Origin of the sequence: Micromonospora sp. WMMD964, from assembly GCF_029581455.1 — a bacterium.
Taxonomy (GTDB): Bacteria; Actinomycetota; Actinomycetes; order Mycobacteriales; family Micromonosporaceae; genus Micromonospora.
Map to the genome: position 1 here is coordinate 4,047,839 of NZ_CP120860.1, position 26,207 is coordinate 4,074,045.

Here is a 26,207-nt window from a genome sequence, read left to right on the forward strand (position 1 = left end):
CGTCTCGCCCGGCGGTGTCAGCCGGAGGTGCAGGAGCGGATCTGCGGGCGGGCGCTGCTGTTGCCGTTGGTCATCGTGGTGAAGCCGAACGTGTTGCCGCTGCCGTTGGACCGCATGGTCATGACGGTTCCGCTGCTGTCCCAGGTGGCGGTGCCGTTCCAGATGGTGGAGACCCGCTGCGGTGAGGTCAGTGCCACCACCACCGTCCACGTGTTGGCGCCGCTGACCGTCACCGACGTGTTGTACCGGTCGCCCCAGACGTTCGTGGTCGTCGCCGTCGCGGTGCAGCTACCGCCGGTGGGGGGTGGGGTGCCGCCGTCGGGCGGCGGGGTCGTGCCGTCCGGCGCGACGGCCCGCCCGGTGGACGGTGAGATCATGCCGGGGCACAGGTTGCGGCTGGTCAGGTTGGCCACGATCTGCGGGATCGCGTCGCGGGTGTTCTGGATCCCGTCGTGCATGAGGATGACCTGACCGGCCTGCAGTCGGCTCGCGTTGGCGACGATCTGGCTGACGCCGGCCCCGTTCCAGTCCTGCGAGTCCACGTCCCACAACACCTGCCGCATGCCGAGCGAGGACGCGACGGACTGGAGCGTCGAGTTGGTCTCCCCGTACGGAGGCCGGAACAACACCGGCCGGCTGCCGGTCGCCGACTGGATCGCCGAGCTGGTCTGGGACAGGTCCGACTGCATCTGTGACTGGCTCATCGAGGTCATGTGCGCGTGGTTCCAGCTGTGGTTGGCGACCCACATCCCGGCCGCGACCTGTGCCTGAGCGGCCGAGCGGTTGTTCTGGACGTTCTGCCCGACGTTGAACATGGTGGCCCGTACGCCGTTGCTGCGCAGCACGTTCAGCAGTGCGCCGGTGCTGCCGGTGGGGCCGTCGTCGAAGGTGAGGCCGACGTACCCGTTGCAGGTGGCGGCGCTCGACGGCGTCGAGGTGGCCGCGAGGACGACGCCGCACATCGCGACGGCGGTGGCGAGGACGGCGAGCGCCGCGCGCAACCGCCTCGACCACAGGGCCGTGCGGGGGAAGAGCCTGCTCATCTGGTGCCCCTTCGCGCAGGCCCGGCCGCGCCCCGGTGCGTGGGCAGCACGGTCCGGACGGGTGTGGATGAGTGGGGAGGTCATGCCGACCGACGTGGTTCGCATCGACCTCGATGGATCGGAGTATTACAGCGAGAATTCCAACGCGTCAACAACTTCCGGAACGGCTCCGGAACGCATCAGCGAGGATCGTGCGGCATCGACAAGGTCGTTGCGCTGCATGTCTGACCGACGGGCATGCCTGCGTGTCGACAGCCCGCCCGCGCTCGCCGGTTGATTCGTCGTCAGATGATCCGGAAAGAGGCCGGAAATACCGGTGTCGATGTGGTGCGGCCCTCGACGGGCGGCTCGGGGCGACCTTCGCGGAAACAGTAAAGAGTGTAAACAGAAGATGTTACAGTCACTCCCATCGATACCCGGCTGGATTCCGGCCGATGGAACACCAGGAAGGAGTGATCCCATGACGAGACTGCGCGCGCTCGTCGCGCTGGCGGCACTGGTCGTCGCCGGCGCGTTGGTCGCGGTCATCCCGCCGACCGCCGCGTCGGCGGCGGCCTGCTCGGCAGCGTGGCAGGCATCCGCCGTCTACTGGGGAGACGCCCAGGTCTCCCACAACGGTCGCAACTACCGAGCCAAGTGGTGGACCCAGAACGAGGCGCCGCCCGGGACGACGGGCGTCTGGGAGGATCTCGGAGCGTGCGGGGGAGGCACCACGCCACCCACCGGAGGCACCTGCAACCACCCGAACTGGGTCGCCGGCACCTGGTACGCCGCCGGGGCGATCGTGCGGTACACCAACGGTCTCTACTACGTCGCCGAGCACGACAATCCCGGTTACGACCCGGTCGTCAGCACCTGGTACTGGGAGCCGTACACCTGTGGCAGTCAGCCGCCGACCACCCCGCCGCCCACCAATCCGGGAGGCTTCGTGGTCACCGAGGCGCAGTTCAACCAGATGTTCCCGGGTCGCAACTCCTTCTACACCTACTCCGGGCTGGTCGCCGCGCTCAGCGCCTACCCGGCGTTCGCGAAGAGCGGCAGCGCCACCGTGCAACGTCAGGAGGCCGCCGCGTTCCTGGCGAACGTCTACCACGAGACCGGTGGGCTCGTGCACATCGTCGAGCAGAACACGGCGAACTACCCGCACTACTGCGACCCCAACCAGTCGTACGGCTGCCCGGCCGGGCAGGCGGCCTACTACGGACGCGGGCCGATCCAGCTCAGCTGGAACTTCAACTACAACGCCGCCGGTATCGCGCTCAACCTGCCCCTGCTGACCAACCCCTGGCTGGTGCAGAACGATGCCGCGGTGGCCTGGAAGACCGGCATCTGGTACTGGATGACCCAGAACGGGCCGGGCACCATGACCGCCCACAACGCGATGGTCACCGGGGCCGGGTTCGGCCAGACCATCCGCAGCATCAACGGCTCGATCGAGTGCAACGGCGGTAACCCCGCCCAGGTGCAGAGCCGCGTCACCAGGTACCAGCAGTTCGTCGGCATCCTCGGTGTGTCGGCCGGAGCCAACCTCTACTGCTGATCCGGCCGGGCCTCGGCGTCCACCGCCTGATTCCGCTGTGGCATCTGGATGCCACAGCGGAATCACCCACGGCGTCGAGGCCCGGCACGCGTCGCCGGGGGCAACCCGTTGACAGGGCCGTGGTGCGACCGGAACTATCAGCGAACAGTTCACCGCTCCGACCGTCGTTGCTCGCCGACCGGAATGACAACGATGTCAGGGCCTGGCCACCGCACGCTCCACACCGCCCCGACCTTCGACGTACTCGACCGGTTCGAGTCGAAAGGCACCGTCCCTCATGTCACATCGCCCCCCTGCACGTCCCCTGTCTCCCCGCCTGGTCGCCGCGACGACAGCCGTCCTGCTGCCGCTCGGGCTGCTCGTGGCCGCACCCCTGGCCAACGCCGCTCCCGCGGCCACGCCGGGCGACTTCAGCTCCTCGTTCGAGACCGCCGATCCGCAGCCCGCCACCAGCACGGTGGAGGTCGGCCCGAACGGCAAGCCGATCCAGGCGAACCTGAGCGGCACCGTCACCACGCTGCCCGGCAGCCTGCTCGGTCAGGTCAGCGCGGTGACCGCGAGCGACGAGTACCAACCCCGCGAGATCGCCGCGAACCTCGCCGACGACGACTCCTCGACCAAGTGGCTCGTGTTCCAGACGACCGGCTGGGTGACCTACCGGTTCGCCGAGCCGGTGACGGTCAAGCGCTACTCGCTGACCTCGGCCAACGACGCGCCGAGCCGCGACCCCAAGGACTTCGTCGTGCAGGGGTCGACCGACGGCACGTCGTGGACCGACCTGGACAAGCGCTCCGGTGAGAAGTTCGACGGCCGGTTCGCCACCAACCGCTACAGCGTCACCAACACGACCGCCTACGCGTACTACCGGCTGAACGTCACCGCGAACTCCGGCGACGACCTGCTGCAACTCGCCGACTGGAACGTCAGCGACGGCTCGGACGTCCATCCACCGGCCACCCCGATGGTCAGCGAGGCCACCGCCGGCCCGAACGGCGGCTACACCACGAAGCCGGACGCCGGGTTCACCGGCCTCGCCGCGCTGCGCTACTCCGGCGGCGCCCAGGGCGACGGCCGCTCGTACGCCACCAACAAGCTGTTCGACGTCAACGTCCCGGTGGGGCCGAAGACCCGACTGTCCTACAAGATCTTCCCCGAGTTCACCGCCGGGAACGCCCGGTACCCGTCCACCTACGCCGCCGTCGACCTGCACTTCACCGACGGCAGCTACCTGAGTGGTCGCTCACCCGTCGACCAGCACGGATACCCGCTCACCCCGGCCGGTCAGGGCGCCTCGAAGGTGCTCTTCGCCGACCAGTGGAACCTGGTGCAGGCCGACCTCGGCACCGTCGCTCGCGGCAAGACGATCGACCGGATCCTGCTCGCGTACGACAACCCGCAGGCCACCGGTGACACCCAGTTCCAGGGCTGGCTCGACGACATCGAGCTGACGGCCACGCCGCCGTCGATCGACGGCTCGAAGCTGACGAACTACGTCGACACCCGACGCGGCACCAACTCGACGAGCGGCTTCTCCCGCGGCAACAACCTGCCGATCACCGCCGTGCCGAACGGGTTCAACTTCTTCACCCCGGTCACCGACGCCACCTCCAACTCGTGGGAGTACGAGTACCACCGGGTCAACAACGAGGCCAACCTGCCCATGTTGCAGGGCCTCGCGATCTCCCACGAGCCGAGCCCGTGGATGGGTGACCGCAACCAGATGTCGGTGATGCCGGTCGTCGGCGGCGGCTCCCTGACCGGTCAACCGGCCGGCCGCGCGCTCGCCTTCGACCACGACGACGAGATCGCCCGGCCGGACCTCTACCGGGTCACGCTGCAGAACGGCCTCGTCGCGGAGATGTCGCCGACCGACCACGCCGGGATCATGCGGTTCACCTTCCCGACCGGGCAGGCGACCGGCAGCCTCGTCTTCTACAACGGCACGTTCACCATCGGCACGGACGGCACCCTCACCGGCTGGGTGGACAACGGAAGCGGGCTGTCCGCCGGCCGTAGCCGCATGTTCGTGGCGGGATCCTTCGACCGGGCGCCGACGGCATCGAGCGCGACCTCGGCCACCTTCGACGTCTCCACCACCCGGGAGGTGACGATGCGCCTCGCGACGTCGTTCCTCTCCGTCGAGCAGGCCCGCCGCAACCTCGACCTGGAGGTCACCGGTAGGAGCTTCGACCAGGTCCACGCCGCCGCGACGGCAGCCTGGAAGGACCGGCTCGGCCGGGTCGAGGTGCGCGGGGCCACCGAACCGCAGCTGGTCACGATGTACTCCAACCTGTACCGGCTGAACCTCTACCCGAACTCGCAGTCGGAGAACACCGGCACCGCCGCCGCGCCGCGCTGGCAGTACGCGAGCCCCGTCTCCGCGCCCACCGGCGCGTCGACGCCCACCCAGACCGGCGCGAAGATCGTCGACGGGCAGATCTACGTCAACAACGGCTTCTGGGACACCTACCGCACCGTGTGGCCCGCCTACGCGCTGCTGTACCCGGACGTCGCCGCGAAGATCTCCGACGGGTTCGTCCAGCACTACCGTGACGGTGGCTGGATCGCCCGCTGGTCGTCTCCCGGCTACGCCGACCTGATGACCGGCACGAGCGCCAACGTGGCCCTGGCCCAGGCGTACCTCACCGGGGTCAAGCTGCCCGACCCGCTCGCGGCGTACGACGCGGCGGTCAAGGACGCGACCGTCGCGTCCGGGCGCAGCGCGGTCGGCCGCAAGGGCATCGAGACCTCCCTGTTCCTCGGCTACACGCCCACCTCCACGGGCGAGTCGGTGTCGTGGGCCTTGGAGGGCTTCATCAACGACTACGGCATCGGCAACATGGCCGCGGCGCTCGCCAAGGACCCGGCCACGCCGAAGTCCGAGCGCGCCCGGCTCAAGGAGGAGTCGCGGTACTTCCTGGAGCGTGCCCGCAACTACGTCCACCTGTTCGACCCGAAGACGAAGCTCTTCCAGGGCCGCGACGCCGCCGGTAACTTCCTCGCCGGTGACCCGCTGGACTGGGGTGGCGTCTACACCGAGACCAACGGGTGGAACTTCGCCTTCACCGCCCAGCAGGACGGTCAGGGCCTCTCCAACCTGTTCGGCGGGCAGCAGGCGCTGCGGGACAAGCTCGACACGTTCTTCTCCACCCCGGAGAACGCCGACCGCCCCGGTGGGTACGGCGGCATCATCCACGAGATGGTCGAGGCGCGTGCGGTGCGGATGGGTCAGCTCGGCATGAGCAACCAGCCGTCGCACCACATCCCGTACATGTACAACTTCGCCGGTGCGCCGGCCAAGACGCAGGCGGCGGTACGCGAGATCCTGCGCCGCCTCTACGTCGGCAGCGAGATCGGCCAGGGCTACCTGGGCGACGAGGACAACGGCGAGATGTCGTCGTGGTACATCCTCAGCTCGATGGGCATCTACCCGCTGCAGGCCGGATCGGCCGAGTGGACCATCGGCTCGCCGCAGTTCACCAGGATGACGGTGCGTCGGCCCACCGGCGACATCGTCGTCAACGCGCCGGCCAACAGCACGCGCAACATCTACGTGCAGGACGTCAAGGTCAACGGCAAGAAGCAGCACGGCCTGTCGGTGGACGTCGCCGCGCTCGCCAAGGGCGGCACCATCGACTTCCAGATGGGCCCCGACCCGTCGTCGTGGGGCAGCGGCAAGAAGGACGCGCCGCCGTCGCTGACCAAGGGTGAGGACGCGCCGAAGCCGTTGCAGGACACCACCGGCCCCGGTCTCGGCACCGCGACCGCGACCGGCGGTCAGGACGCGTCGAAGCTGTTCGACGACTCGTCGACCACGCAGCTGACCTTCGCCTCGGCGACCCCGCAGATCACCTGGGCCGACCGTGGTGGGAAGCAGAAGCCGACGTACTACACAGTGACCTCCGGGGCGGCGGCGGGCGACCCGGCGGACTGGCGGTTGCAGGGCTCCAACGACGGCCTCACCTGGACCACCGTGGACTCCCGCAGCGACCAGGTGTTCCGCTGGCGCAACCAGACCCGTCCGTACTCGATCGACAAGCCGGGCCGGTTCGCGCAGTTCCGACTGGCCGTGACGAAGACCGTCGGCGCGGCGCAGACCAACCTCGCCGAGATCGAGCTACTCGCCGGTGGGGACCTGACGATCGGCGGCGGCGACATCACGGTGACCGCCGAGGGCACCGTGCACGCGACGTCCGGCGTACCCGTCTCGGTGCCGCTGGCGTCCGTCACCGGCGGCAGCGCCGACGGCTACCGGGCCACGATCGACTGGGGTGACGGCACTCCGGTCACCGAGGGCACCCTGACGCTCAGCTCGCGGGCCGTCTACCGCGTCGGTGGATCGCACACCTACGCCACGCCGGGCTACCACCAGGCCAACGTCACGGTGACCGACGGCGAGAGCCAGAGCTCCGCGACGGTCGGCGTCGAGGTGGCGTACGCCCCGAAGTCCGGCCTCACCGCCGCCTTCGACACCGTGTGCATCGGTGACGAAGGCGCGCTCGCGGCGGACTGCGACGCCAAGTCGTGGGCGTACTCGCGAGCGGCCCTGACGGCGGGCGGCGCGGTCCAGGGCCAGCGGCAGCAGGTTCCCGGCACCGCACTGCAGTTCACCCTGCCGGTGATCCCGCCCGGACAGCCCGACAACGCCACCGGCAACGGCGCGACCGTCGTCCTCGACCTGCCCGCCGACGCCCGGAACATCTCGTTCATCGGCGCCGGTACGCAGGGCAACCAGAGCACCACCGGCACCGCGACGTTCAGCGACGGCAGCACCGCCGGCATCCCGATCCAGTTCAGCGACTGGACGCTGGGCGGCAACGCCAACGGCACCCCGTCCTACGGCAACATCGTCGTCGCCAAGACGGCGTACCGGCTGCACGGCACCAGCCGGGACGGCGCCCAGCCGTTCCTGTTCGCCACCGCGCCGTACCAGATCCCGACGGGCAAGACGCTGGTGTCGGTGACCCTGCCGACGCAGACCGGCGACCCCCGCTCGGCGGGCCGGATCCACGTGTTCGCCGTCGCGAACGACGGCACGCCGGCTCCCGCGCTGAGCACCGACGCCCCGGAGGACCAGACGGCCACCGCCGGGAAGGCCCTCACGGCCGACCTCGGTGCGGTGACCGGCGGCGTTCCCGGTACGACGGGCTACCGTGCCCGCGTCCAGTGGGGTGACGGCACGGCTCCGGACGACGTCACCATCGACGCGTCCGGCGCCATGAGCGGGCAGCACACCTACACCCGGGACGGCACCTACACGGCGCACGTCACCGCGTGGGACACGCAGTCCAGCCGCACCGAGTCGTTCACCGTGACCGTGGCGAGGGGCGGATCGCAGCCGGCGATCGCGCTCTCCGCCTCGGGCAGCGTCACCACCGGTGGTGCGATCACCGTCGACGGCAGCGGGTTCGCCGCGGGCGAGCAGGTGACGGTCAGCGTCGGCACCGACCCGTCCCGGACCACGAAGGTCGCGGCCTCCGCGAAGGGGACGGTACGGGTCTCGGTTCCGACGTCCGACGACGCGCAGCCCGGCCGGTACGCGGTCACCGCGACCGGTGCGTCCTCCGGTACGCCGGCCGTGGCCACCGTCCAGGTGACCGAACCGGCACCGGCGCGGACCTACCAGCCGCGGGTGGCGCTGTTGACGGCCTCGGGCCCGCGCGGAACGGCGATCACCGTCGACGGTTCCGGGTTCGTGCCGAACGAGGTGGTCAGGGTCGCCTTCGGCGAGGGTGTCGCGGTCAGCACCCTGCGCGCGAACGGTGACGGTGTCATCTCGGGCGCGACGGTGAGCGTTCCGGGGGCGGCGAAGCCCGGGGGGACAAGCGTCACGCTGACCGGCGAGACGTCGGCGACGAAGGTGTCCCGACCGTTCACCGTCACCGGCTAGAACGGAGTCGACGCGTGGGGCGGGCCGTGCTCACGGTCCGCCCCACGCTCGTCCGACCTCAGGGGTTCGCTGGGACGGTCCGCGTCAGTCGGGCAGCTCCCAGATGAACACGAGTCCTGCGGGCGTCGCCTGGAACGAGTGAAGAGTCCAACCGTTCTCCGTGCCCTCGTCCAGGACGGGCTGAATCATCTCCTCAGCGATCCTGTCTTCATCCTTGGCGGTGAGCGCAGCCTTGACGATCCTGTTCTGCGCCTTGTAGCGGGCCATCGCTGCCTCCGTGAACCGTGGGAACGCCGTCGGAGTCAAGCATGCTTGACTCCGACGACTAAGGTCAAGCATGCTTGACTTGACAGTGCAGGGAGAGGGCCCGTGGAAGCCTGCGACGTGAACACGAAATATCGGGATTCCAACCGGGCTGCCGCTCGGCTGGCGCTGTGGACGCTGGCCTGGGTGGTCACCCTTGCCGCGGCCAGATTCGGCTCCGAGTTGCTGCGGGAGGCGCAGTGGTCGCCCCTGGCGAGCTGGATTCTCATCGGAGTCAATGTTCTTGTCGGTGCCGCCTGGATCGTCGCTTTCGCGGGCTTTCTCCGAGCGCTTGATGATTTCTGGCGCAAGGTCGTGCAGGATGCGCTGGCGGTCACCCTCGGGGTGGGCTGGGTCGTCGGTTTCGCCTATGTCGTAGCGGACGCCGCCAGCCTCATCACCTACGACCTCAACATCGCACTCTTTCCTCTGCTCTTGGCGGTCGTCTACGTCGTCACGTTCGTCGTCGGCTGGATCAGGTACCGGTGAAGAACCGCATCGCAGCCCTCCGAGCCGAACAGGCGTGGACGCAAGCTGACCTGGCTCAGCGCGTGGGCGTCTCACGGCAGTCGATCAACGCGATCGAGACCGGGAGGTTCGACCCGAGCCTGCCCGTCGCGTTCCGTCTGGCCAGGCTCTTCGGTTTGCCGATCGAACAGATATTTGTCGACGAGTCGAGCGACGGGTAGGTCCCCCAGCCCAGGCACCATCGCGGCCTGTGACACAGCCGGCCGGGAAGCGTGCGGCGATGACTCAGGCCACCCGGGGCGCGCCCAGTCGGAGGTGCCACCGTGCCCCACGGCCGGTGAGCCGGACGATCGCCAACGGCTCCACGTCCACCTGCCGGTACGTCGTCAACGGCAGGTCCAGGGCGTGCACGACCGCGACCCGGATCACCAGCGGGTGCGCGATCGCGGTGATCCGCCGGTCGGCGCCGCGTTGCCCGTCCAACCAGCGACCGACCCGGTCCCGCACCGCAGCGACGGACTCGCCGCCGTGCGGTGCGGACTCCGGTTCGGACATCCACTCGTGCAGCGCCTGCGGCTGCTCGACGGCGATCTCCTCGACCGACCGTCCGGTCCAGTCGCCGTAGTCGCAGTCCGCCAACGCCGCCTCGATGGTGGGCAGCAGACCGAATGCGTCGGCGGTGTCGGTAGCCGCCACCGCGGGACTGGACACGCAGGCGTCGCCAACGCCCGGGAACGACCGTCGAGCCTGCGCCTGGGCGAGGGCGGCACGCAGACCGCCCTCGTCCAGGCCGTCGCCCGATCCGCCGAAGCGGGCCCGGCGAAGGGCGGTGGTGTGCGCGTGGGCGACCAGCCGGAGGCTGGTCGCCGTCACGCGCTGGAGGGTGTTGCGGCGATCCGGCGACGCCGGTCGTGGTGCATCAGGGCCGCGAACAGCAGGCCGATCCCGGTCCAGAGCACCACCTGGGTGCCGAGCGAGGCCAGCCGGAAGTCCCACAGCAGCGTCGCGGGGAAGTCGGCGGGGACCTCCTGGAACGACGGAAGCACCACGTAGGACACCACGCTGACCAGCAGGAATCCGCCGACGCCCGCAGCGGCGCGCTGCCACAGCGGTGCCTGGGCCCCCACCGATCGGTAGCCCAGCGAGCCCGCCCACACGGCGACCAGACCGAGCACCACCATCAGCAGGTAGGTCACGGTGCGTTGGTTGATGGTGGCCGGGTCGCCGACCGCCGGCGGGTTCGCCGGGTACTTGAGGAACGGCACGAGCACCGCGCCGAGCAGCGCCGCGCCGGCCAGCAGCAAACCCGACCGTCCGTCGTCGTGGATCCGCCGACGGCGCGCCAGCAGGACGTACGCCGTGGCCAGCAGGCCACCCATCGCGGCACCGAACAGGCCGGTGGCCAGGAACAGGCCGCCGCGCTGACCATTGCGGCCGACCAGGGCATCCTCGTGATCGTGCGCACCGGCGGCCGGCTCGGCATGCGCCGACGCCGCCTCCTCGATCGCGATGGCCGCCTCGACGTGCGGCTCACCGACGACATAGGCGAACGCCCCGGCGAGCAGGCCGGCGAGCAGGCCGGCGAGCAGACCACGGACGAGGACGGTGACGAACGAGGGGGCGGCGGTGGCCGTCAGTGGCACGGAACACCCAGCAGGTGCCGGCCGTCGTGCATCAGCTCGTGCAGGTACATGCCACTGCGCGACACCGCACCCTGGTCGAAGGCGACGAGGTAGGCCAGCAGGGCGAGAGCGACGACGGTCGCCATCACCGTCCACAGCAGACGCGTGGTGCCGGCGGGATTCACCAACGGCTGGCTGGACGTGGAACTGGACATGTGATCACGAACCTCCCCGGGGATGACGCGTCCCCATCGCAAGGCTGCGGACGACCGAGCGTCCTGGCTCGCGGCCCTCACGTGAGGTGGGGGAACCGCTTACAGTGGCGCGACCGCGCCGGAATCACACCGGCTTCCCTCGCGTCGCCGCAGATAGTGGGTCGACGGTATCCGTGCCGCCTCAGGCGGTCAACCCGGCCCCGGCACCGCCGCGCCCACCGCCGGACGAGCCGATGAGTGGCGTGAACGTCGGGCGGAGCGGAACCACGACCGTTCTCGCTCCAGTCGGGAGCGTGCCGACGGAGTTCCCGCTGATGGGCGCGTTCTGCCGCCGACTGCCAGCCTGTTACCGCTAACATGGTCACCCTGCCGGAACGGCTCTGTGGCACCGGGTCGAACCGGACGTTCGACCAGGTGCCGAGCGGGGTGTGGGGTGGACGTGAGCGCGCCGGGGCGGGGCCGGTGACGACCGCTGCGGCCGTGCGGCGGTCGGGGATCGTCGACGCGCACCATCACCTCTGGGTGCGGGCCCGGCATCCGCAACCCTGGATCGACCCGCACACCATGGCGACCATCTACGACGACTTCACCCCGGTCGATCTCGGCCCGGCCACCCGGGCCGCCGGAGTCACGCAGACCGTCGTCGTGCAGTCCGTCGCCGCCCGGTCGGAGACGCCCGAGTTGCTGGGGATCGCGGCCGACGACCCGCTCATCGCCGGGGTGGTCGGGTGGGTCGACCTCACCGGAGGTGATGTCGCCGAGCGCTTGGAGCGGCTCCGGGCGGCACGGGGCGGGGAGCGGCTCGTCGGGATCCGTCATCTGGTCCAGTCCGAGCCGGACCCGGCATATCTCGACCGCCCCGACGTCCGGCGGGGCATCGCCGCGGTCGGTGCCGCCGGTCTCGCCTTCGACCTGCTCGTCCGCCGGCATCAGTTGCCGGCGGCCACCCGACTCGTCCGCGACCTGCCGCAGGTCCGGTTCGTCCTGGACCACCTCGGCAAGCCGGCGCTCGGCAGCGGAGGGCTCGGTGAATGGCCCCGGGACCTGCGGGCGCTCGCCGCCGAGCCGAACACGACGGCGAAGCTCTCCGGCCTGGTGACCGAGGTGAGTGGCGGCTCCTGGACGCCGGCGGACCTGCGGCCGGCCGTCGAGCACGCGCTCGACGTGTTCGGCCCGAGCCGGCTGATGTTCGGCTCGGACTGGCCGGTGTGCCTGCTCGTCACCTCGTACACCCGCTGGGTCAGGGTCCTCGGTGACCTGCTGGCTTCACTGACCGACGACGAGCGCGCGGCGATCTGGCGAGGGACGGCGTGCCGGGAGTACCGGCTCGCGGCGTCGTGACCCGGCCGGGGGCGATGGGTTGACCGGCCGGCTGGTCGACGGAGAAAGAGGTGCCCGCGAACGCCACCGGGCATAGCATGTTATCGATAACATGCTGGCGATGATCTGCCGGATCGAGCCGGAGGGTCGCCCGAAGGGTGCGGGGTGCGCATGGTCGGCGGGGCGGACGTGCCGGTCCTCTGTGGACCGTCACTGGTCGACAGTCGCGTGCCGCGCGGCCGCAGTTGTGGCGAGTTGATCAGACGTATGAACCTGACGTCTCGGGTAACGATGTCAAAACATGGTTGTAAGACCTTGGCAACGCGCGTGAGTGCATGGCATGGTAACGGCTGATCAAGGGAAACATCTGATCTATCGTCACGGTGCGGCAGGTCCACGCCAAGCCCTCCCCTCCGCGGGGAGGCTCGGCCGCTCATAGGTGCTCGGCACGACGGCGGGTCCTCCGTCGAGTGCCGGCCCCACGCTTGGGGAGGTCAGGTCCGACGATGAGTACCGTCGAGGCATCCGCCGGCACGCAGCGCGGCGAGTTCGGGGACTGGCTCCGGGAGCGGATCTCCCACGCCGTCTCGGAATTCACCGCCGCCACCGCGTTGGTCGTCCTGTTCGTCGCGTTGACCTTCGCGAGTCCCTACTTCCTGACGGCGGACAACCTCTTCAACATCGGGGCGCAGACGGCGGTCATCGCCATCATCGCCACGGCGCAGACGATGGTCATCATCACCAAGGGCATCGACCTGTCCGTCGGATCGGTGGCCGCGCTGGCCGGAGTGCTGGGCGCGATGGTCGTCCGCGACCTCGGCTTCTCCCTGTGGGCCGCGACGGCGGTGGCGATCGGCGTCGGCGCGCTGGCCGGGCTGTTGAACGGCCTGCTGGTGACGGCAGCCCGGATTCCGCCGTTCATCGCGACGCTGGGGACGATGTCCGTCGGGCGTGGTCTGGTCTTCATCATCACCGGCGCGGTCGGCGTCTACGGCCTGCCCCGGTCGTTCCAACTGCTGGGCAACGGGGAGATCATCGGCATCCCGTTCGCCGTCGTGATCACCGTCCTGGTCGCCGTCGGGGTCGCCTTCCTGCTCTCCCAGACCCGCTTCGGCCAGTACACCTACGCGATGGGCTCCAACCTGGAGGCCGCGCGTCGCTCCGGCATCCGGGTCGGCCGTCACCTGACCGGGGTGTACGTGTTGGCGGGTGTGCTGGTCGGGCTCGGCGGCATGATCGCCGCCTCCCGGGTCAACTCCGGCCAGCCGAACTACGGGATCTCGCTGGAACTCGACGTCATCGCCGCCGCGGTCATCGGCGGAGCCAGCCTGTTCGGGGGCCAGGGCCGCATCGTCGGGACGATCATCGGTGCCTTCCTCATCGCCCTGGTGCGTAACGGGGCCGTCCTGCTCGACATCAGCATCCACTACCAGCAGGTGATCGTCGGCCTGATCATCTGGGCCGCCGTCTACTTCGACCAGTACCGCCGCCGGCGGCTGGAATCGCGGGGTTGACATGCCATTCCACGAGTCCGAACGAGGAAGGACACCCACCATGGCACACACCACCACCAGTCGACCGGCGCGCACGCGTCTCCTTCGTGCACAGGCCGTCGTGGCCGCGGTCGCGGCCACCGCTCTGCTCAGCGCCTGCGGCGGCGTCGAGGTCCGGGACGGCGGAGACGGCGCGACCAAGGACGCGAGCGGGCCGTTGAAGCTCGCCGTCGTACCGAAGGCCGTCGGCGCCGACTACTGGAACACGGTGAAGGCAGGCGCGGAGTGCGCCGCGCAGCGCGCCGGGGACGTCACCGTCCAGTGGGACGGGGTGACCACCGAGACCGACGTCGAGGGCCAGGTCAACCTGATCCAGAACTTCGTCACCAAGAAGGTCGACGGCATCGTCTACGCGGCGACCGACTCCAGCGCCCTGGCGCCGGCCACCGACCAGGCGCTGGCCGCCAAGATCCCGGTCGCGATGATCGACTCCGGCACCAGCCCGCAACCGTCGAGCGTGCCGCTCTTCGCCACCGACAACCGCGCGTCGGCGACCGAGGCGGCGAAGCTGCTCGCCAAGGAGCTGGGCCCCGGCAACCACGACGTGGCCCTGGTCGAGTTCCAGCCCGGATCGCAGACCAACACCGAGCGGGTCGAGGGCTTCAAGGCCGGCCTCGCCCAGTTCCCCAACCTGAAGCTGGTCGGCCAACAGCCGAGCAAGAGCGACGTCAACGAGGCGCGGCGGGTCACCGAGAACATCCTCACCGCCAACCCCAACCTCAAGGGCATCTTCGCGGCCAACGAGCCGAGCGTGCTCGGTGCCGCCCAGGCCATCCAGGCGGCGGGTAAGTCGGGCAAGGTGGTCATCATCGGGTGGGACGCCGCCCCGGACGAGGTGGCCGGGCTGCGCAGCGGTCAGATCTCCGCGCTGGTCGTGCAGAACCCGTTCAAGATGGGCTACTTCGGCGTCGACAAGATGGTCAAGCACCTGCGGGACAAGGCGCCACTCGCGTCGGCCGACACCGGCGTCACGTTCGTCACCAAGGAGAACATCGACTCGGCGGAGATCAAGGCGGTGCTCGAGCCCAGCTGCGCCAACCCGCCGGTGCAGTGATGGGAACGACTCCGACGGCAACCGCCGACACCGACGAACTGTCACCCGCCGGGGAACCGCCGGTCCTGGAAGCGCGTGGCATCGTCAAGCGGTTCGGACACGTCGAGGCGTTGCGGGGTGCGGACTTCACCGTCCACCGAGGTGAGGTGGTCGCGCTGATCGGCGACAACGGCGCCGGGAAGAGCACTCTGATCAAGACGCTCTCCGGTGTGCATCCTCCGGACGAGGGCGAGATCCGGGTGAGCGGTCGCCCGGTGCAGTTCTCGACCCCGGTCGACGCCCGCCGCGCGGGGGTGGAGACCGTCTACCAGGATCTCGCCGTCGCCGACGACCTCAGCGTGGCCGCCAACCTGTATCTCGGGAGGGAGATCCTGCGCTCCGGACCGCTCGGTCGGCTGGGCCTGCTGGACAAGCGCGCCATGCGGCAGGGCGCCGCCGCGGCACTGGACGAACTCGGTGTGCGGATCCCACGGGTCACCACCCCGATCGCCATGTTGTCCGGCGGGCAACGGCAGTGCGTCGCGGTGGCCCGGGCCATCATCTGGGCGACGAACGTGGTCATCCTCGACGAACCCACCGCGGCACTCGGTGTGGTCCAGACCGGGCGCGTTCTCGACGTCGTCCGACGCGCCCGTGACGCCGGCATGTCGGTGGTGCTGGTGAGCCACAACATGCCGCAGGTGCTCGACATCGCCGACCGGGTCGAGGTGCTGCGCCTCGGCCGCCGCGCGGCCCAGCTCCGCGCGGACGAGGTCACCACCGACGACCTGGTCGCGGCGATGACCGGCAGCACCAGCGCGGATCGGGACGAGCGGTGACGGCGGGCGTCCCGGCCGACGGCGACGGCGGGCACGGCCGATGACCGGTCCCCTCGCTCGGATGACGACAGTGGCCGCCGCCCGCCCGCCGCTGCGGCTCAGTCCACTGGGCTTCGGCGCCTCGCAGGGCGGCAACCTCTTCCGGAGGACGTCGGACGAGGATTTCGCCGCCGCCGTCGACACGGCGTGGGCCGGGGGCGTCCGATACTTCGACACCGCGCCGCACTACGGGCTCGGCCTGTCCGAACGGCGTCTGGGAGCCGCCCTCCGCTCCCGCCCCCGTGCCGAGTACGTGGTGTCCACGAAGGTCGGTCGGCTGCTCGTGCCGTCGCCGGAGACCGCGCACCGGCGTGATCCGGAGGGGTTCGACGTGCCCGCCGACCACCGACGGGTCTGGGACTTCAGCCGCGACGGCGTACACCGCTCGGTGGAGGCGAGCCTTCGACGCACCGGCCTGGACCGGATCGACGTGGTGTACCTGCACGACCCGGACGACCATTGGGAGCAGGCCGCGTACGAGGCGGTGCCGGCGTTGGTGGAGTTGCGCGAGCAGGGCGTGATCGGCGCGATCGGCGCGGGCATGAACCAGTCGGCCATGCTGGCCCGCTTCGTCACGGAGACCGACGTGGACGTGGTGATGTGCGCCGGCCGGTACACACTGCTGGAGCAGGGCGCGTTGACCGACCTGTTGCCCGCCGCGCAGGCCCGCCGCGTCGGCGTGGTGATCGCCGGGGTCTACAACTCCGGGCTGCTGGCCCGGGACCTGCCACCGAGCGACGCCGCCTACGACTACCGGCAGGCGCCGGTCGAGGTGATCGGTCAGGCCCGGCGGATAGCGCGGGTCTGCCAGACGTACGGCGTCACGCTGCCCGAGGCGGCGTTGGCGTTCGTCCGTCGGCACCCGGCCGTCGTCTCGACCGTGGTCGGCGTGCGTGACGCGGTCCAGGCGACCGAGACCCTGCGTCGCTTCGACACCGACGTCCCGGACCAGCTCTGGGCGGCACTGTACGAGGTGGGGCTGCTCGACGTGCAGCCCTGAGGGTCAGCGGTCAGGATCGCGGCGTCTCGGTCGTGGTCGCCTCACCGTCGTCGGGCAGCCCCTGCAACGACTCCTCCACACCGATCAGGTGGTTCGCCATCCGGGTGCGGGCCCGCTCCGGGTCACGCGCCACCAGGGCCTTCAGGATCGCCACGTGTTCGTCGTGGGTACGCCGGTCCGCGCCCTCCTCGTGCAGGCTCCGCCAGAGCCGCCCGCGGATGGTGCGACCGGCGAACGCCTCGATCAGGCCGACGAGCACCGGATTCTCGGCGTGCACGGCGATGATCCGGTGGAAGGCGATGTCGATCTCGAGGATGCGTTCGTGGTCCTGCGGTGACTGGCCGACCATCCGGGCCGCCTCGTCGAGGAGTTCCCCCGCCTGGGCGAGGGCCTCGTCGGTGATCCTGGTCGCGGCCAACCGGGCCGCCTCACACTCCAGCAGCCGCCGGACGGTGTGGATGTGCCGTGGGTCGCCCTGACCCTGGAAGTCGACCACGAATCCCATCGGGGCCAGCAGTTGCGGTGCGTCGAGGTTGGTGACGTAGGTGCCGTCACCCTGACGGATGTTGACGATGCCGAGGATCGACAGCGCCGACATCCCCTCGCGCAGGGAGCCGCGCGAGACGCCGAGCGACTCCGCGAGGTCCTTCTCGATCGGCAGACGGTCCCCGGGCTTGAACTTGCCGTCCAGGATCATCCGCTTGATGCCGTTCACCACTTCGTCAGTGCGAGACATGACCCCCCTAGCGGCCGGCGGATGTGGCCGTCCCACCCGCGATCACGTACGGCTCCGGAGATGACACGGTAGTCGGGTCCGCCGCCGCCCAGTAGTGGCCGTCGGGAAAGCGGTAGAGCGCGATCGATTCGGGGCGCATTCGGGTGGAGTAGCCGGGCTGGTCGGGCAGGACGTAGCCGCTGCCCGAGCCGGTGTCGCTGATGACGCACGGGTCGGTGAAGTGCTCGTGCAGGTGGTCGACGAACTCGGTGACCCGGTTGGTGAGATCTCCCGAGACCGCGACGTAGTCGAGCACCGACACGTGTTGGACCATCTCGCACAGCCCGACGCCCCCGGCGTGTGGGCAGACCGGTACGTCGAACTTCGCGGCGAGGAGCAGCACGGCGACGATCTCGTTGATGCTGGCCAGCCGGCCGGTGTCCAACTGGCAGAAGTCGATGGCCCCGGCCTGGAAGAGCTGCTTGAACATCACCCGGTTGTGACAGTGCTCGCCGGTGGCGACGCCGATCGGGGCGACGGCCCGGCGGACGGCCGCGTGGCCCAGGATGTCGTCCGGGCTGGTCGGTTCCTCGATCCACAGCGGCTTGAACCGGGCGAGGGCGGTGACCCACTCGATGGCCTGACCGACGTCCCACACCTGGTTGGCGTCGATCATCAGGTTGCGGTCCGGGCCGAGGATCTCCCGGGCGATCGCGCACCGGCGGATGTCGTCGTCGAGGTTGGCGCCCACCTTGAGCTTGACGTAGCCGTAGCCGCTGTCGACCGCTTCCTGACACAGCCGGCGCAGCTTGTCGTCGCCGTAGCCGAGCCACCCGGCCGAGGTGGTGTAGGCGGGGTAGCCGGTCCGGTCCAGCTGGGCGAGGCGGTCGGCCTTGGTGCTCTCCTTGGCCCGCAGGATGGCCAGTGCCTCGTCCCGGGTCAGCGCGTCGGACAGGTAGCGCAGGTCCGCGATGTCGACGAGTTGTTCGGGGGACATGTCCACCAGGAGCCGCCACAGCGGCTTGCCGGCGAGCCGGGCGACAAGGTCCCACGAGGCGTTCAGCACGGCCGCGAGCGACAGGTGGACGACGCCCTTCTCGGGACCGAGCCACCGCATCTGCGAGTCGGACGTGAGGAGGCGGTAGACCGCCCCCATGTCGGCCGCCATCGTCGCCACGTCCAGGCCGACGAGGAGCTGTGCCTGGTGGACCGCCGCGGCGGCGACGATGTCGTTGCCCCGACCGATGGTGAAGGTCAAGCCGTGGCCCGCGAGCGGCGCGCCCACGCTGTCGGTGCCGTCGGTGTGCAGGACGACGTAGGCCGCCGAGTAGTCGCCGTCCTTGTTCATGGCGTCTGACCCGTCAGCGGTCAGGGAGGTGGGGAAGCGGACGTCCTCGACGGTGACGGCAGTGATCTGCGGCATGCGCTCCTCGCCCGATTAGGCAAAAGATCAGATGATCATTCGGAGTATACGGAGGCTGGATCAGGCGCGTCAACGACGGCGATCACCCGGTCGGTGCAGACATCCAATGTCTCTGGTCGGTGATGACCGACGGGTAATCGGCCGTTCGCGGGTGCCGCGTTCGGATCCCGGACGACCGCCAGGATGGCGCCGAAGCCCGCACGGCGGGCCGAGTGTCCGCGTTCGACCCCTGTGGTCGAGGACTTCGGCGCAGCTCAAGGGCTTGCGTTGTTCGATGTGGACCGCCGGCCGGTGATGCGTGTCGGGTCGCGAGCGGCCGCCCGTCAGTCGGATCGAGGGCGAGAATCGGCGGTCGAGCGGTGTTCTTGAAGATTAGATGTTCGCCTCCGTTGAGCGTATCGACGGTGGATTATGAGCAAGGTTCCTTACATCTGGATCCTGCATACATCGCATCTTTGTGGACCGCCGTCGTCGTACTGCGGGGTCGTCGGCATTCGGGCCCGTCTGGGACCGGGCGGCCGGGCCGCGCTCGGGTGACGGTCGTCACCGCCTCCGTCGCCGACACGCCGACACCGACATGTGGGGTGTGACAACCGCTGGGTCCCTATATATGGTGTCGAGCGCAGCTGGTTCGGCCGCTCATCCGGAGCGATCGAGGCAAGAGGGAACCCGGTGGAAATCCGGGACTGTCCCGCAGCGGTGAGTGGGAACGACAGCCGTCATCAGCACTGGGCCACACGGTCTGGGAAGCGACGGCCGGTAGGAGACCGGCGAGCCCGGTCGTGCCCACGAGTCCGAAGACCTGCCAGCGCGCCGCGTACCCGGACCCGGGTGTGCGGCGGTCCGAGGCCGCGTGGGACGGCTGACGCCACCTGACCCCCGCCGCCGGCGTGGCGTCCGTCGGTGTCTGTCTCCCCGCGTTCGGGCCCCCAGGTCTCGAACTCCGAGGAGCGAGTGGTGACAGTCACCGAGGCAGTCCCGGCCAGTGCCGACGCGGCCCAGCGGCGGACGCCGATGCAGGTCCGCAAGCGCGACGGCGGCACCGAACCCGTGGACGTGAACAAGATCGTCCGGGCGGTCGAGCGGTGGGCCGACGACCTGACCGACGTCGACCCGATGCGCGTCGCCACCCGCACGATCAGCGGCCTGTACGACGGCGCGACGACAGCCGAGCTGGACCGGCTGTCCATCCAGACCGCGGCCGAGATGATCGGTGAGGAACCGCAGTACTCGCGCCTCGCCGCCCGGTTGCTGGCCGGCTACGTCGACAAGGAGGTGCGTCGGCAGGGCATCGCCTCGTTCAGCGCGGCGATCCGGACCGGCCACACCGAGGGCCTGATCGGAGACGACACCGCCGCGTTCGTCGCCGCCCACGCCGCGGTGCTCGACGAGGCCGTCGACGCGGACGGCGACCGGCGGTTCGAGTACTTCGGGCTGCGCACGGTGTACGACAGGTACCTGCTGCGCCACCCCACCAGCCGGCTGGTGCTGGAGACCCCCCAGTACTGGCTGCTGCGGGTGGCCTGTGGCCTGTCCCGTACGCCGGACGAGGCGGTCGGCTTCTACCGGCTGATGTCCAGCCTGGCCTACCTGCCCAGCTCGCCGACCCTGTTCAACTCCGGCACCCGGCACACCCAGATGTCCTCCTGCTACCTGGTCGACTCACCGCTGGACGAGTTGGACTCGATCTACGCGCGCTACGCCCAGGTCGCCAACCTGTCCAAGTTCGCCGGTGGCATCGGCATCGCGTACTCCCGGGTCCGGTCCCGGGGCGCCCTGATCCGGGGCACCAACGGGCAGTCCAACGGGATCGTGCCGTGGCTGCGCACGCTGGACGCGAGCGTCGCGGCGGTCAACCAGGGCGGCCGGCGCAAGGGCGCGGCGTGCGTCTACCTGGAGCCGTGGCACCCGGACGTCGAGGAGTTCCTGCACCTGCGGGACAACACCGGCGAGGACGCCCGCCGCACCCACAATCTGAACCTGGCCAACTGGGTGCCCGACGAGTTCATGCGCCGGGTCGAGGCCGACGAGATGTGGTCGCTGTTCGACCCGCACGAGGTGCCTGAACTGCCCGACCTGTGGGGGGAGCGGTTCGACGCCGCGTACCGCGAGGCCGAGGCGCAGGGCCGCTACGTCCGGCAGGTCCCGGCGCGGGAGCTGTACGGGAAGATGATGCGGACCCTGGCCCAGACCGGCAACGGGTGGATGACCTTCAAGGACGCGTCGAACCGGCTGTGCAACCAGACCGCCGAACCGGGCAACGTGGTGCACCTGTCCAACCTCTGCACCGAGATCGTCGAGGTGTCCAGCGACGCCGAGACCGCCGTGTGCAACCTCGGCTCGGTGAACCTCGCCGCCCACCTCGTCGACGGTGGCATCGACTGGGAGCGGCTGCGCGCCACGGTCCGTACCGCGGTGACCTTCCTCGACCGGGTCATCGACATCAACTACTACCCGACCGCGCAGGCGGCGGCGAGCAACCCCCGCTGGCGGCCCGTCGGGCTCGGGCTGATGGGCCTGCAGGACGTCTTCTTCGCGCTGCGGCTGCCGTTCGACTCGCCGGCCGCGCGGGAGCTGTCCACCCGGGTCAGCGAGGAGTTGTACCTGACCGCGCTGGAGACCTCCGCCGACCTGGCCCGCCGGGTCGGTGCGCACCCGGCGTACCCGCAGACCCGGGCCGCGCGGGGCGACCTGCAACCGGACCTGTGGGGCGTCGAGGGTACGCAGACCGCCCGGTGGGACGCGCTGCGGGAGCAGGTCGCGGCGCACGGGCTGCGTAACTCGCTGCTGGTGGCCGTCGCCCCGACCGCGACCATCGCCTCGATCGCCGGGTGCTACGAGTGCATCGAGCCGCAGGTGTCCAACCTGTTCAAGCGCGAGACGCTGTCCGGGGAGTTCCTCCAGGTCAACACCGCTCTGGTCCGCGAGCTGAAGGCCCGTGGTCTGTGGACCGACCGGATCCGGTCGGCGATCAAGCGGGCCGAGGGGTCGGTGCAGGACATCGCCGAGCTGCCGGTCGGTGTCCGGGAGTTGTTCCGCACCGCGTGGGAGCTGCCGCAGCGGGCGCTGATCGACCTGGCCGCCGCCCGTGCCCCGTTCATCGACCAGTCGCAGTCGCTGAACCTGTTCCTGGCCGCGCCGACCATCGGCAAGCTCTCCTCGATGTACCTGTACGCCTGGAAGGCCGGGCTGAAGACCACCTACTACCTGCGCTCGCGCCCCGCGACGCGGATCCAGCAGGCCACCGTCAGCGCCGTCGCGCCCGTCGCTGTCGCGCCCGTCGCGCTCGACGCGGAGGCGCTGGCCTGCTCGCTGGAGAACCCCGAGTCGTGCGAGGCCTGCCAGTGACCGTCGCCGACACCACCGCCACCACCGCCGAGACGAGGACCACGCACATGCTGCTCGACCCCGGGATGGACCTCACCCTCCGCCCGATGCGCTACCCGCACTTCTTCGACCGGTTCCGCGACGCCATCCGCAACACCTGGACGGTCGAGGAGGTCGATCTGCACGCCGACCTCACCGACCTGGACAAGCTGTCGCCGGCCGAGCGGCACCTGGTCAGCCGCCTGGTGGCGTTCTTCGCCACCGGGGACACGATCGTCGCGAACAACCTGGTGCTCAACCTGTACCAGCACGTCAACAGCCCCGAGGGTCGCCTCTACCTGTCCCGGCAACTGTTCGAGGAGGCTGTGCACGTCCAGTTCTATCTCAATCTGCTCGACACGTACGTGCCCGACGAGACCGAGCGGTTCGAGGCGTTCGCCGCGATCGAGAACATCCCCTCGATCCGCCGCAAGGCCGAGTTCTGCTTCCGCTGGATCGACTCCCTGGGCGACCTGCGGGAGCTGCGCTCGCGCGAGGACCGGCGGGCGTTCCTGCTCAACCTGATCTGCTTCGCCGCCTGCATCGAGGGGCTGTTCTTCTACGGGGCGTTCGCGTACGTCTACTTCCTGCGCTCCCGTGGCCTGCTGCACGGGCTCGCCTCCGGCACCAACTGGGTGTTCCGCGACGAGTCCATGCACATGGCGTTCGCGTTCGACGTCGTGGACACCGTCCGCGCCGAGGAGCCGGACCTGTTCGACGACGACCTCGCCGACCATGTGCGGCAGATGCTCACCGAGGCCGTCGAGTGCGAGGTGCAGTTCGCCGAGGACCTGTTGGGCCAGGGTGTGCCCGGCCTGACCCTGGCCGACATGCGGGAGTACCTCCAGCACGTCGCCGACCGTCGCCTCGCCCAGCTCGGCATCGCCCCGCACTACGGGTCGGGCAACCCGTTCGCCTTCATGGAGTTGCAGGACGTGCAGGAGCTGTCCAACTTCTTCGAGCGGCGGGTGTCCGCGTACCAGGTCGGGGTGACCGGCACCGTCGCCTTCGACGACGACTTCTAGGCGGCGACCGGTCCGGGGGCCCGGCGTCGCTTGGTGAGCCATCGCATCACGTGCAGGGGGTGCGACGCCGGGTCCGGGATCGGGTGGAAGACGTGTTCCACCACGCCGTCGGCGACGACCAGGGTCAGCCGCTCGTAGAGCGTCATGTCACCAGCGGTGCGGGTCGGCAGCCGCAGCGCGGTGGCCAGGGTCAGCCTCGGGTCCGGGATCAGTGGGTAGGGCAGCCGCAACCGGTACGCCAGTTCCCGCTGGTACCCGGTCGACTGCGCGGACAGGCCGTACACCCGGGCGGCGCCGGCCGCGCGGAGTTCCGCGTGGTGGTCGCGGAACCACGCGGCCTGCTCGGTGCTGCCCCGGGCGCCGTGGACCTCCAACAGCCCGTTGGGCAGGTCGACGCCCGGCCGCCCGGTCAGTGGGTAGACGAAGACGACGGTGCGTCCGCCGCCGAGAGCGCCGAGGTCGACCGGGCGGCCGTCGGTGCCGTAGAAGGACAGGGACGGCAGGCTGGTGCCGACCAGCGCGGCGGGGTCGCCCCCGGCCTCGTCACCGCCGGGTACGACCTGGGTCGCGGCGGCGTCCAGGCGCGCGTCCAGCGCGTCCCGCTGGGCGGTCAGCCTGCCGATCCGTTCCTGGAGGTTGGTGATGGTGCTGCGGTAGGTCGCCACCGCCGCCGCACACACGTCGGTGTCGTCGGCGCCACCGGCGATCGACTCGACGAACGGGCGGGTCTCCTCGACGGTGAGGCCGAGTGCCATCAGCTCGCGGATCTGCGCCACCAGCCGCACCGCGATCGGGTCGTACTCGCGGTAGCCGTTGCCGAGCCGCCTCGGCACGACCAGCCCGGCCGACTCGTAGTACCGCAGTGCCCGGACCGTCGTCCCGGTCCGTCGTGCCAGCTCACCAACCCGCATCCCGCGACCCTAAACCCGGACCCTGGGGTACGGGTCAACGTGTCCATCGTCGCGGTGCCAGGACCGTCGTTTCCTGCCAGTCTGGCGGTGAAAAGGCAGTGTGACCAGGGAGTGTGTGATGACGGCAATCAATCGGGTGCGTGCTCGGCAGATTCTCGACAGCCGGGGCAACCCGACGGTGGAGGCCGACGTGGAACTCCGCGACGGCTCGATCGGCCGGGCGGCCGTACCGTCCGGCGCGTCCACCGGGGCGAACGAGGCGGTCGAGCTGCGCGACGGGGATCCCGCCCGCTTCCACGGCAGGGGCGTCACGACGGCGGTCGCCGCCGTCAACGGCGAGATCGCCGACGCGGTGCTCGGGCTCGACGCCGAGGATCAGGCGCTGGTCGACGAGACGATGATCGAACTCGACGGTTCGAAGGACAAGAGTCGACTGGGCGCCAACGCGATCCTCGCGGTGTCCCTGGCGACGGCGAAGGCAGCGGCGGCGGCTCACCGGCAGCCGCTCTACCGCTACGTCGGCGGCGTCGGCGCCCGCCTGCTGCCGGTGCCGATGATGAACATCATCAACGGCGGCGCGCACGCCGACAACCCGCTCGACTTCCAGGAGTTCATGATCGCCCCGGTCGGGGCACGGACCTTCGCCGAGGCGGTCCGGGTCGGCTCGGAGGTCTTCCACACCCTGAAGGCGTCCCTGGCCGCTGCCGGTCACCAGACCAACGTGGGCGACGAGGGCGGGTTCGCGCCGCACTTCTCCACCGCCGACGAGGCGCTGCGCTTCGTGGTGCGCGCCGTCGAGGACGCCGGCTACCAGCCCGGGACCGAGGTGGCGATCTGCCTCGACCCGGCCAGCTCGGAGTTCCACCGCGACGGCGTCTACGACTACGTCGGCGAGGGACGTCGCCGTACCGTGGACGAGCACATCGACCTGCTGGTGGACCTGGCCACCCGGTACCCGATCACCTCGATCGAGGACCCGATGGCCGAGGACGACATCGCCGGCTGGCAGCGGCTGACGGCACTGGCGGGGGAGCGGGTGCAGTTGGTCGGCGACGACGTCTTCTGCACGGACGTCGACCGGCTGCGCGACGGGATCGAGGGCGGTTACGCCAACGCCATCCTGGTCAAGGTCAACCAGATCGGCACGCTCACCGAGGCTCTCGCGACCGTCGACGCCGCCCACAAGGCGGGGTACCGGGTGGTGATGTCACACCGCTCCGGCGAGACCGAGGACACCACGATCGCCGACCTGGCCGTGGGCGTAGGCTGCGGCCAGATCAAGACCGGGTCGCTGTCGCGCTCGGATCGTACGGCCAAGTACAACCAGCTCATCCGCATCGAGGAGGAGCTCGGCGACCGCGCCGTCTACGCCGGGAGGGAAACCCGCTGATGGTCGACGTCACGATCCGGCCGATGACCGACGGCGACGCCGGTCGGGTCCTGGCGATCTACCAGGCCGGCCTCGACGCCGGCAACGCCAGCTTCGAGGTCACCGCGCCGACCTGGGTGGCGTTCGACGTCGCGCGTCTGACCGCGCACCGGTTCGTGGCCGTCGACCGCCTCGGCGCGGTCCTCGGCTGGGTCGCCGCCTCGCCGACCTCCACCCGGGCGGTGTACGCCGGTGTGGTCGAACACTCCGTCTACGTGGACCCGGCCGCCCAGGGCCGTGGTGCCGGTCGACTGCTGCTGGATGCGCTGATCAGCTCCACCGAGGCGGCCGGCATCTGGACGATCCAGTCCGGGATCTTCCCGGAGAACGCCGCCAGTCTGGCGCTCCACCAGCGGGCCGGGTTCCGGGTGGTCGGCGTACGCGAGCGGGTTGGTCGTCACTACGGACGCTGGCGTGACGTGGTCCTGCTGGAGCGGCGCAGCGCCGTCATCACCTGACGGTCCCACTCCCCG

The 26,207-nt window shown here is 70.1% G+C and carries 21 protein-coding genes and 2 riboswitches; of the genes, 13 read left to right on the plus strand and 8 right to left on the minus strand.

Translation table 11 applies throughout. From position 1 onward, the window contains the following. Nucleotides 1-17: 17 nt before the first annotated feature. Nucleotides 18-1,043, minus strand: a complete 1,026-nt coding sequence (locus tag O7616_RS18480; protein WP_282303150.1) for a polysaccharide deacetylase family protein — start codon at nt 1,041-1,043, stop codon at nt 18-20. Nucleotides 1,044-1,503: 460 nt separating this feature from the next. Here O7616_RS18480 and O7616_RS18485 point away from each other — a divergent pair, with 460 nt between their 5' ends. Next, on the plus strand, nt 1,504-2,583 hold the full coding sequence (locus O7616_RS18485) for a glycoside hydrolase family 19 protein (protein ID WP_282303151.1): 1,080 nt from the start codon (nt 1,504-1,506) through the stop codon (nt 2,581-2,583). A gap of 277 nt (nt 2,584-2,860) precedes the next feature. Then, nucleotides 2,861-8,473, plus strand: a complete 5,613-nt coding sequence (locus tag O7616_RS18490) for a GH92 family glycosyl hydrolase (RefSeq protein WP_282303152.1) — start codon at nt 2,861-2,863, stop codon at nt 8,471-8,473. A gap of 84 nt (nt 8,474-8,557) precedes the next feature. On the opposite strand, the gene O7616_RS18495 is transcribed toward O7616_RS18490, so the two are convergent. Next, entirely contained in the window at nt 8,558-8,740 is a 183-nt protein-coding gene (locus O7616_RS18495; protein WP_282303153.1) for a hypothetical protein, read from the minus strand. A 102-nt stretch (nt 8,741-8,842) separates the two neighbouring features. Here O7616_RS18495 and O7616_RS18500 point away from each other — a divergent pair, with 102 nt between their 5' ends. Then, nucleotides 8,843-9,265 carry a hypothetical protein gene (locus O7616_RS18500; RefSeq protein ID WP_282303154.1) on the plus strand — a complete coding sequence of 141 codons (423 nt, stop codon included), beginning with the start codon at nt 8,843-8,845 and terminating at the stop codon, nt 9,263-9,265. Next, on the plus strand, nt 9,262-9,465 hold the full coding sequence (locus O7616_RS18505; RefSeq protein ID WP_282303155.1) for a helix-turn-helix transcriptional regulator: 204 nt from the start codon (nt 9,262-9,264) through the stop codon (nt 9,463-9,465). Before O7616_RS18500 ends, O7616_RS18505 begins: the two co-directional genes overlap by 4 nt. A 64-nt stretch (nt 9,466-9,529) precedes the next feature. On the opposite strand, the gene O7616_RS18510 is transcribed toward O7616_RS18505, so the two are convergent. From O7616_RS18510 to O7616_RS18520, 3 genes are read right to left on the minus strand one after another with little or no spacing between them, the layout of a single operon-like run. Beyond that, on the minus strand, nt 9,530-10,117 hold the full coding sequence (locus O7616_RS18510) for a histidine phosphatase family protein (protein WP_282303156.1): 588 nt from the start codon (nt 10,115-10,117) through the stop codon (nt 9,530-9,532). Further along, nucleotides 10,114-10,887: a CbtA family protein gene (locus tag O7616_RS18515; RefSeq protein ID WP_282303157.1), complete on the minus strand. Its 774-nt coding sequence runs from the start codon at nt 10,885-10,887 to the stop codon at nt 10,114-10,116. Before O7616_RS18515 ends, O7616_RS18510 begins: the two co-directional genes overlap by 4 nt. Next, nucleotides 10,878-11,081 carry a CbtB-domain containing protein gene (locus O7616_RS18520; protein WP_282303158.1) on the minus strand — a complete coding sequence of 68 codons (204 nt, stop codon included), beginning with the start codon at nt 11,079-11,081 and terminating at the stop codon, nt 10,878-10,880. Before O7616_RS18520 ends, O7616_RS18515 begins: the two co-directional genes overlap by 10 nt. A 58-nt stretch (nt 11,082-11,139) precedes the next feature. After that, a riboswitch (cobalamin riboswitch) is annotated at nt 11,140-11,219 on the minus strand. 219 nt (nt 11,220-11,438) lie between these two features. On the opposite strand from O7616_RS18520, the gene O7616_RS18525 reads away from it, so the two are divergent. The 5 genes from O7616_RS18525 to O7616_RS18545 all read left to right on the plus strand — a co-directional run bounded on the left by O7616_RS18525 (nt 11,439) and on the right by O7616_RS18545 (nt 16,865). Next, nucleotides 11,439-12,422: an amidohydrolase family protein gene (locus tag O7616_RS18525; RefSeq protein ID WP_282303159.1), complete on the plus strand. Its 984-nt coding sequence runs from the start codon at nt 11,439-11,441 to the stop codon at nt 12,420-12,422. Nucleotides 12,423-12,907: 485 nt separating this feature from the next. Further along, nucleotides 12,908-13,915 carry an ABC transporter permease gene (locus tag O7616_RS18530; protein ID WP_282260099.1) on the plus strand — a complete coding sequence of 336 codons (1,008 nt, stop codon included), beginning with the start codon at nt 12,908-12,910 and terminating at the stop codon, nt 13,913-13,915. Nucleotides 13,916-13,955: 40 nt separating this feature from the next. After that, nucleotides 13,956-15,008, plus strand: coding sequence for an ABC transporter substrate-binding protein (locus O7616_RS18535; protein ID WP_282303160.1), 1,053 nt, complete (start codon nt 13,956-13,958; stop codon nt 15,006-15,008). Then, the gene (locus tag O7616_RS18540; protein WP_282260097.1) at nt 15,008-15,826 is read left to right on the plus strand and encodes an ATP-binding cassette domain-containing protein; all 819 of its coding nucleotides are present in this window, start codon (nt 15,008-15,010) and stop codon (nt 15,824-15,826) included. The genes O7616_RS18535 and O7616_RS18540 overlap by 1 nt, the downstream gene beginning before the upstream one ends. 61 nt (nt 15,827-15,887) lie before the next feature. Then, nucleotides 15,888-16,865, plus strand: a complete 978-nt coding sequence (locus O7616_RS18545; RefSeq protein WP_282303161.1) for an aldo/keto reductase — start codon at nt 15,888-15,890, stop codon at nt 16,863-16,865. Between the two features lie 10 nt (nt 16,866-16,875). Here O7616_RS18545 and O7616_RS18550 read toward each other — a convergent pair whose 3' ends face one another. After that, complete coding sequence (locus O7616_RS18550) at nt 16,876-17,601, minus strand: FadR/GntR family transcriptional regulator (RefSeq protein WP_282260095.1); 726 nt, start codon at nt 17,599-17,601, stop codon at nt 16,876-16,878. A gap of 7 nt (nt 17,602-17,608) precedes the next feature. Further along, entirely contained in the window at nt 17,609-19,003 is a 1,395-nt protein-coding gene (locus O7616_RS18555) for an enolase C-terminal domain-like protein (RefSeq protein ID WP_282303162.1), read from the minus strand. A gap of 610 nt (nt 19,004-19,613) precedes the next feature. Then, nucleotides 19,614-19,828, plus strand: a riboswitch (cobalamin riboswitch). Between the two features lie 189 nt (nt 19,829-20,017). On the opposite strand from O7616_RS18555, the gene O7616_RS18560 reads away from it, so the two are divergent. Together O7616_RS18560 and O7616_RS18565 are read left to right on the plus strand one after the other, a co-directional pair. Continuing rightward, nucleotides 20,018-22,351: a ribonucleoside-diphosphate reductase subunit alpha gene (locus O7616_RS18560; protein WP_282307665.1), complete on the plus strand. Its 2,334-nt coding sequence runs from the start codon at nt 20,018-20,020 to the stop codon at nt 22,349-22,351. Between the two features lie 47 nt (nt 22,352-22,398). Then, entirely contained in the window at nt 22,399-23,394 is a 996-nt protein-coding gene (locus O7616_RS18565; RefSeq protein ID WP_282307666.1) for a ribonucleotide-diphosphate reductase subunit beta, read from the plus strand. On the opposite strand, the gene O7616_RS18570 is transcribed toward O7616_RS18565, so the two are convergent. Beyond that, a complete protein-coding gene (locus O7616_RS18570; protein WP_282303163.1) occupies nt 23,391-24,305 on the minus strand; it encodes a MerR family transcriptional regulator in 915 nt (304 codons plus the stop codon). The genes O7616_RS18565 and O7616_RS18570 overlap by 4 nt on opposite strands. Nucleotides 24,306-24,423: 118 nt before the next feature. Between O7616_RS18570 and eno the strand changes: the two genes are divergently transcribed. Together eno and O7616_RS18580 are read left to right on the plus strand one after the other, a co-directional pair. Then, nucleotides 24,424-25,695, plus strand: a complete 1,272-nt coding sequence (eno, locus tag O7616_RS18575) for a phosphopyruvate hydratase (RefSeq protein WP_282303164.1) — start codon at nt 24,424-24,426, stop codon at nt 25,693-25,695. Next, entirely contained in the window at nt 25,695-26,192 is a 498-nt protein-coding gene (locus tag O7616_RS18580; protein ID WP_282303165.1) for a GNAT family N-acetyltransferase, read from the plus strand. The genes eno and O7616_RS18580 overlap by 1 nt, the downstream gene beginning before the upstream one ends. Nucleotides 26,193-26,207: the final 15 nt, after the last annotated feature.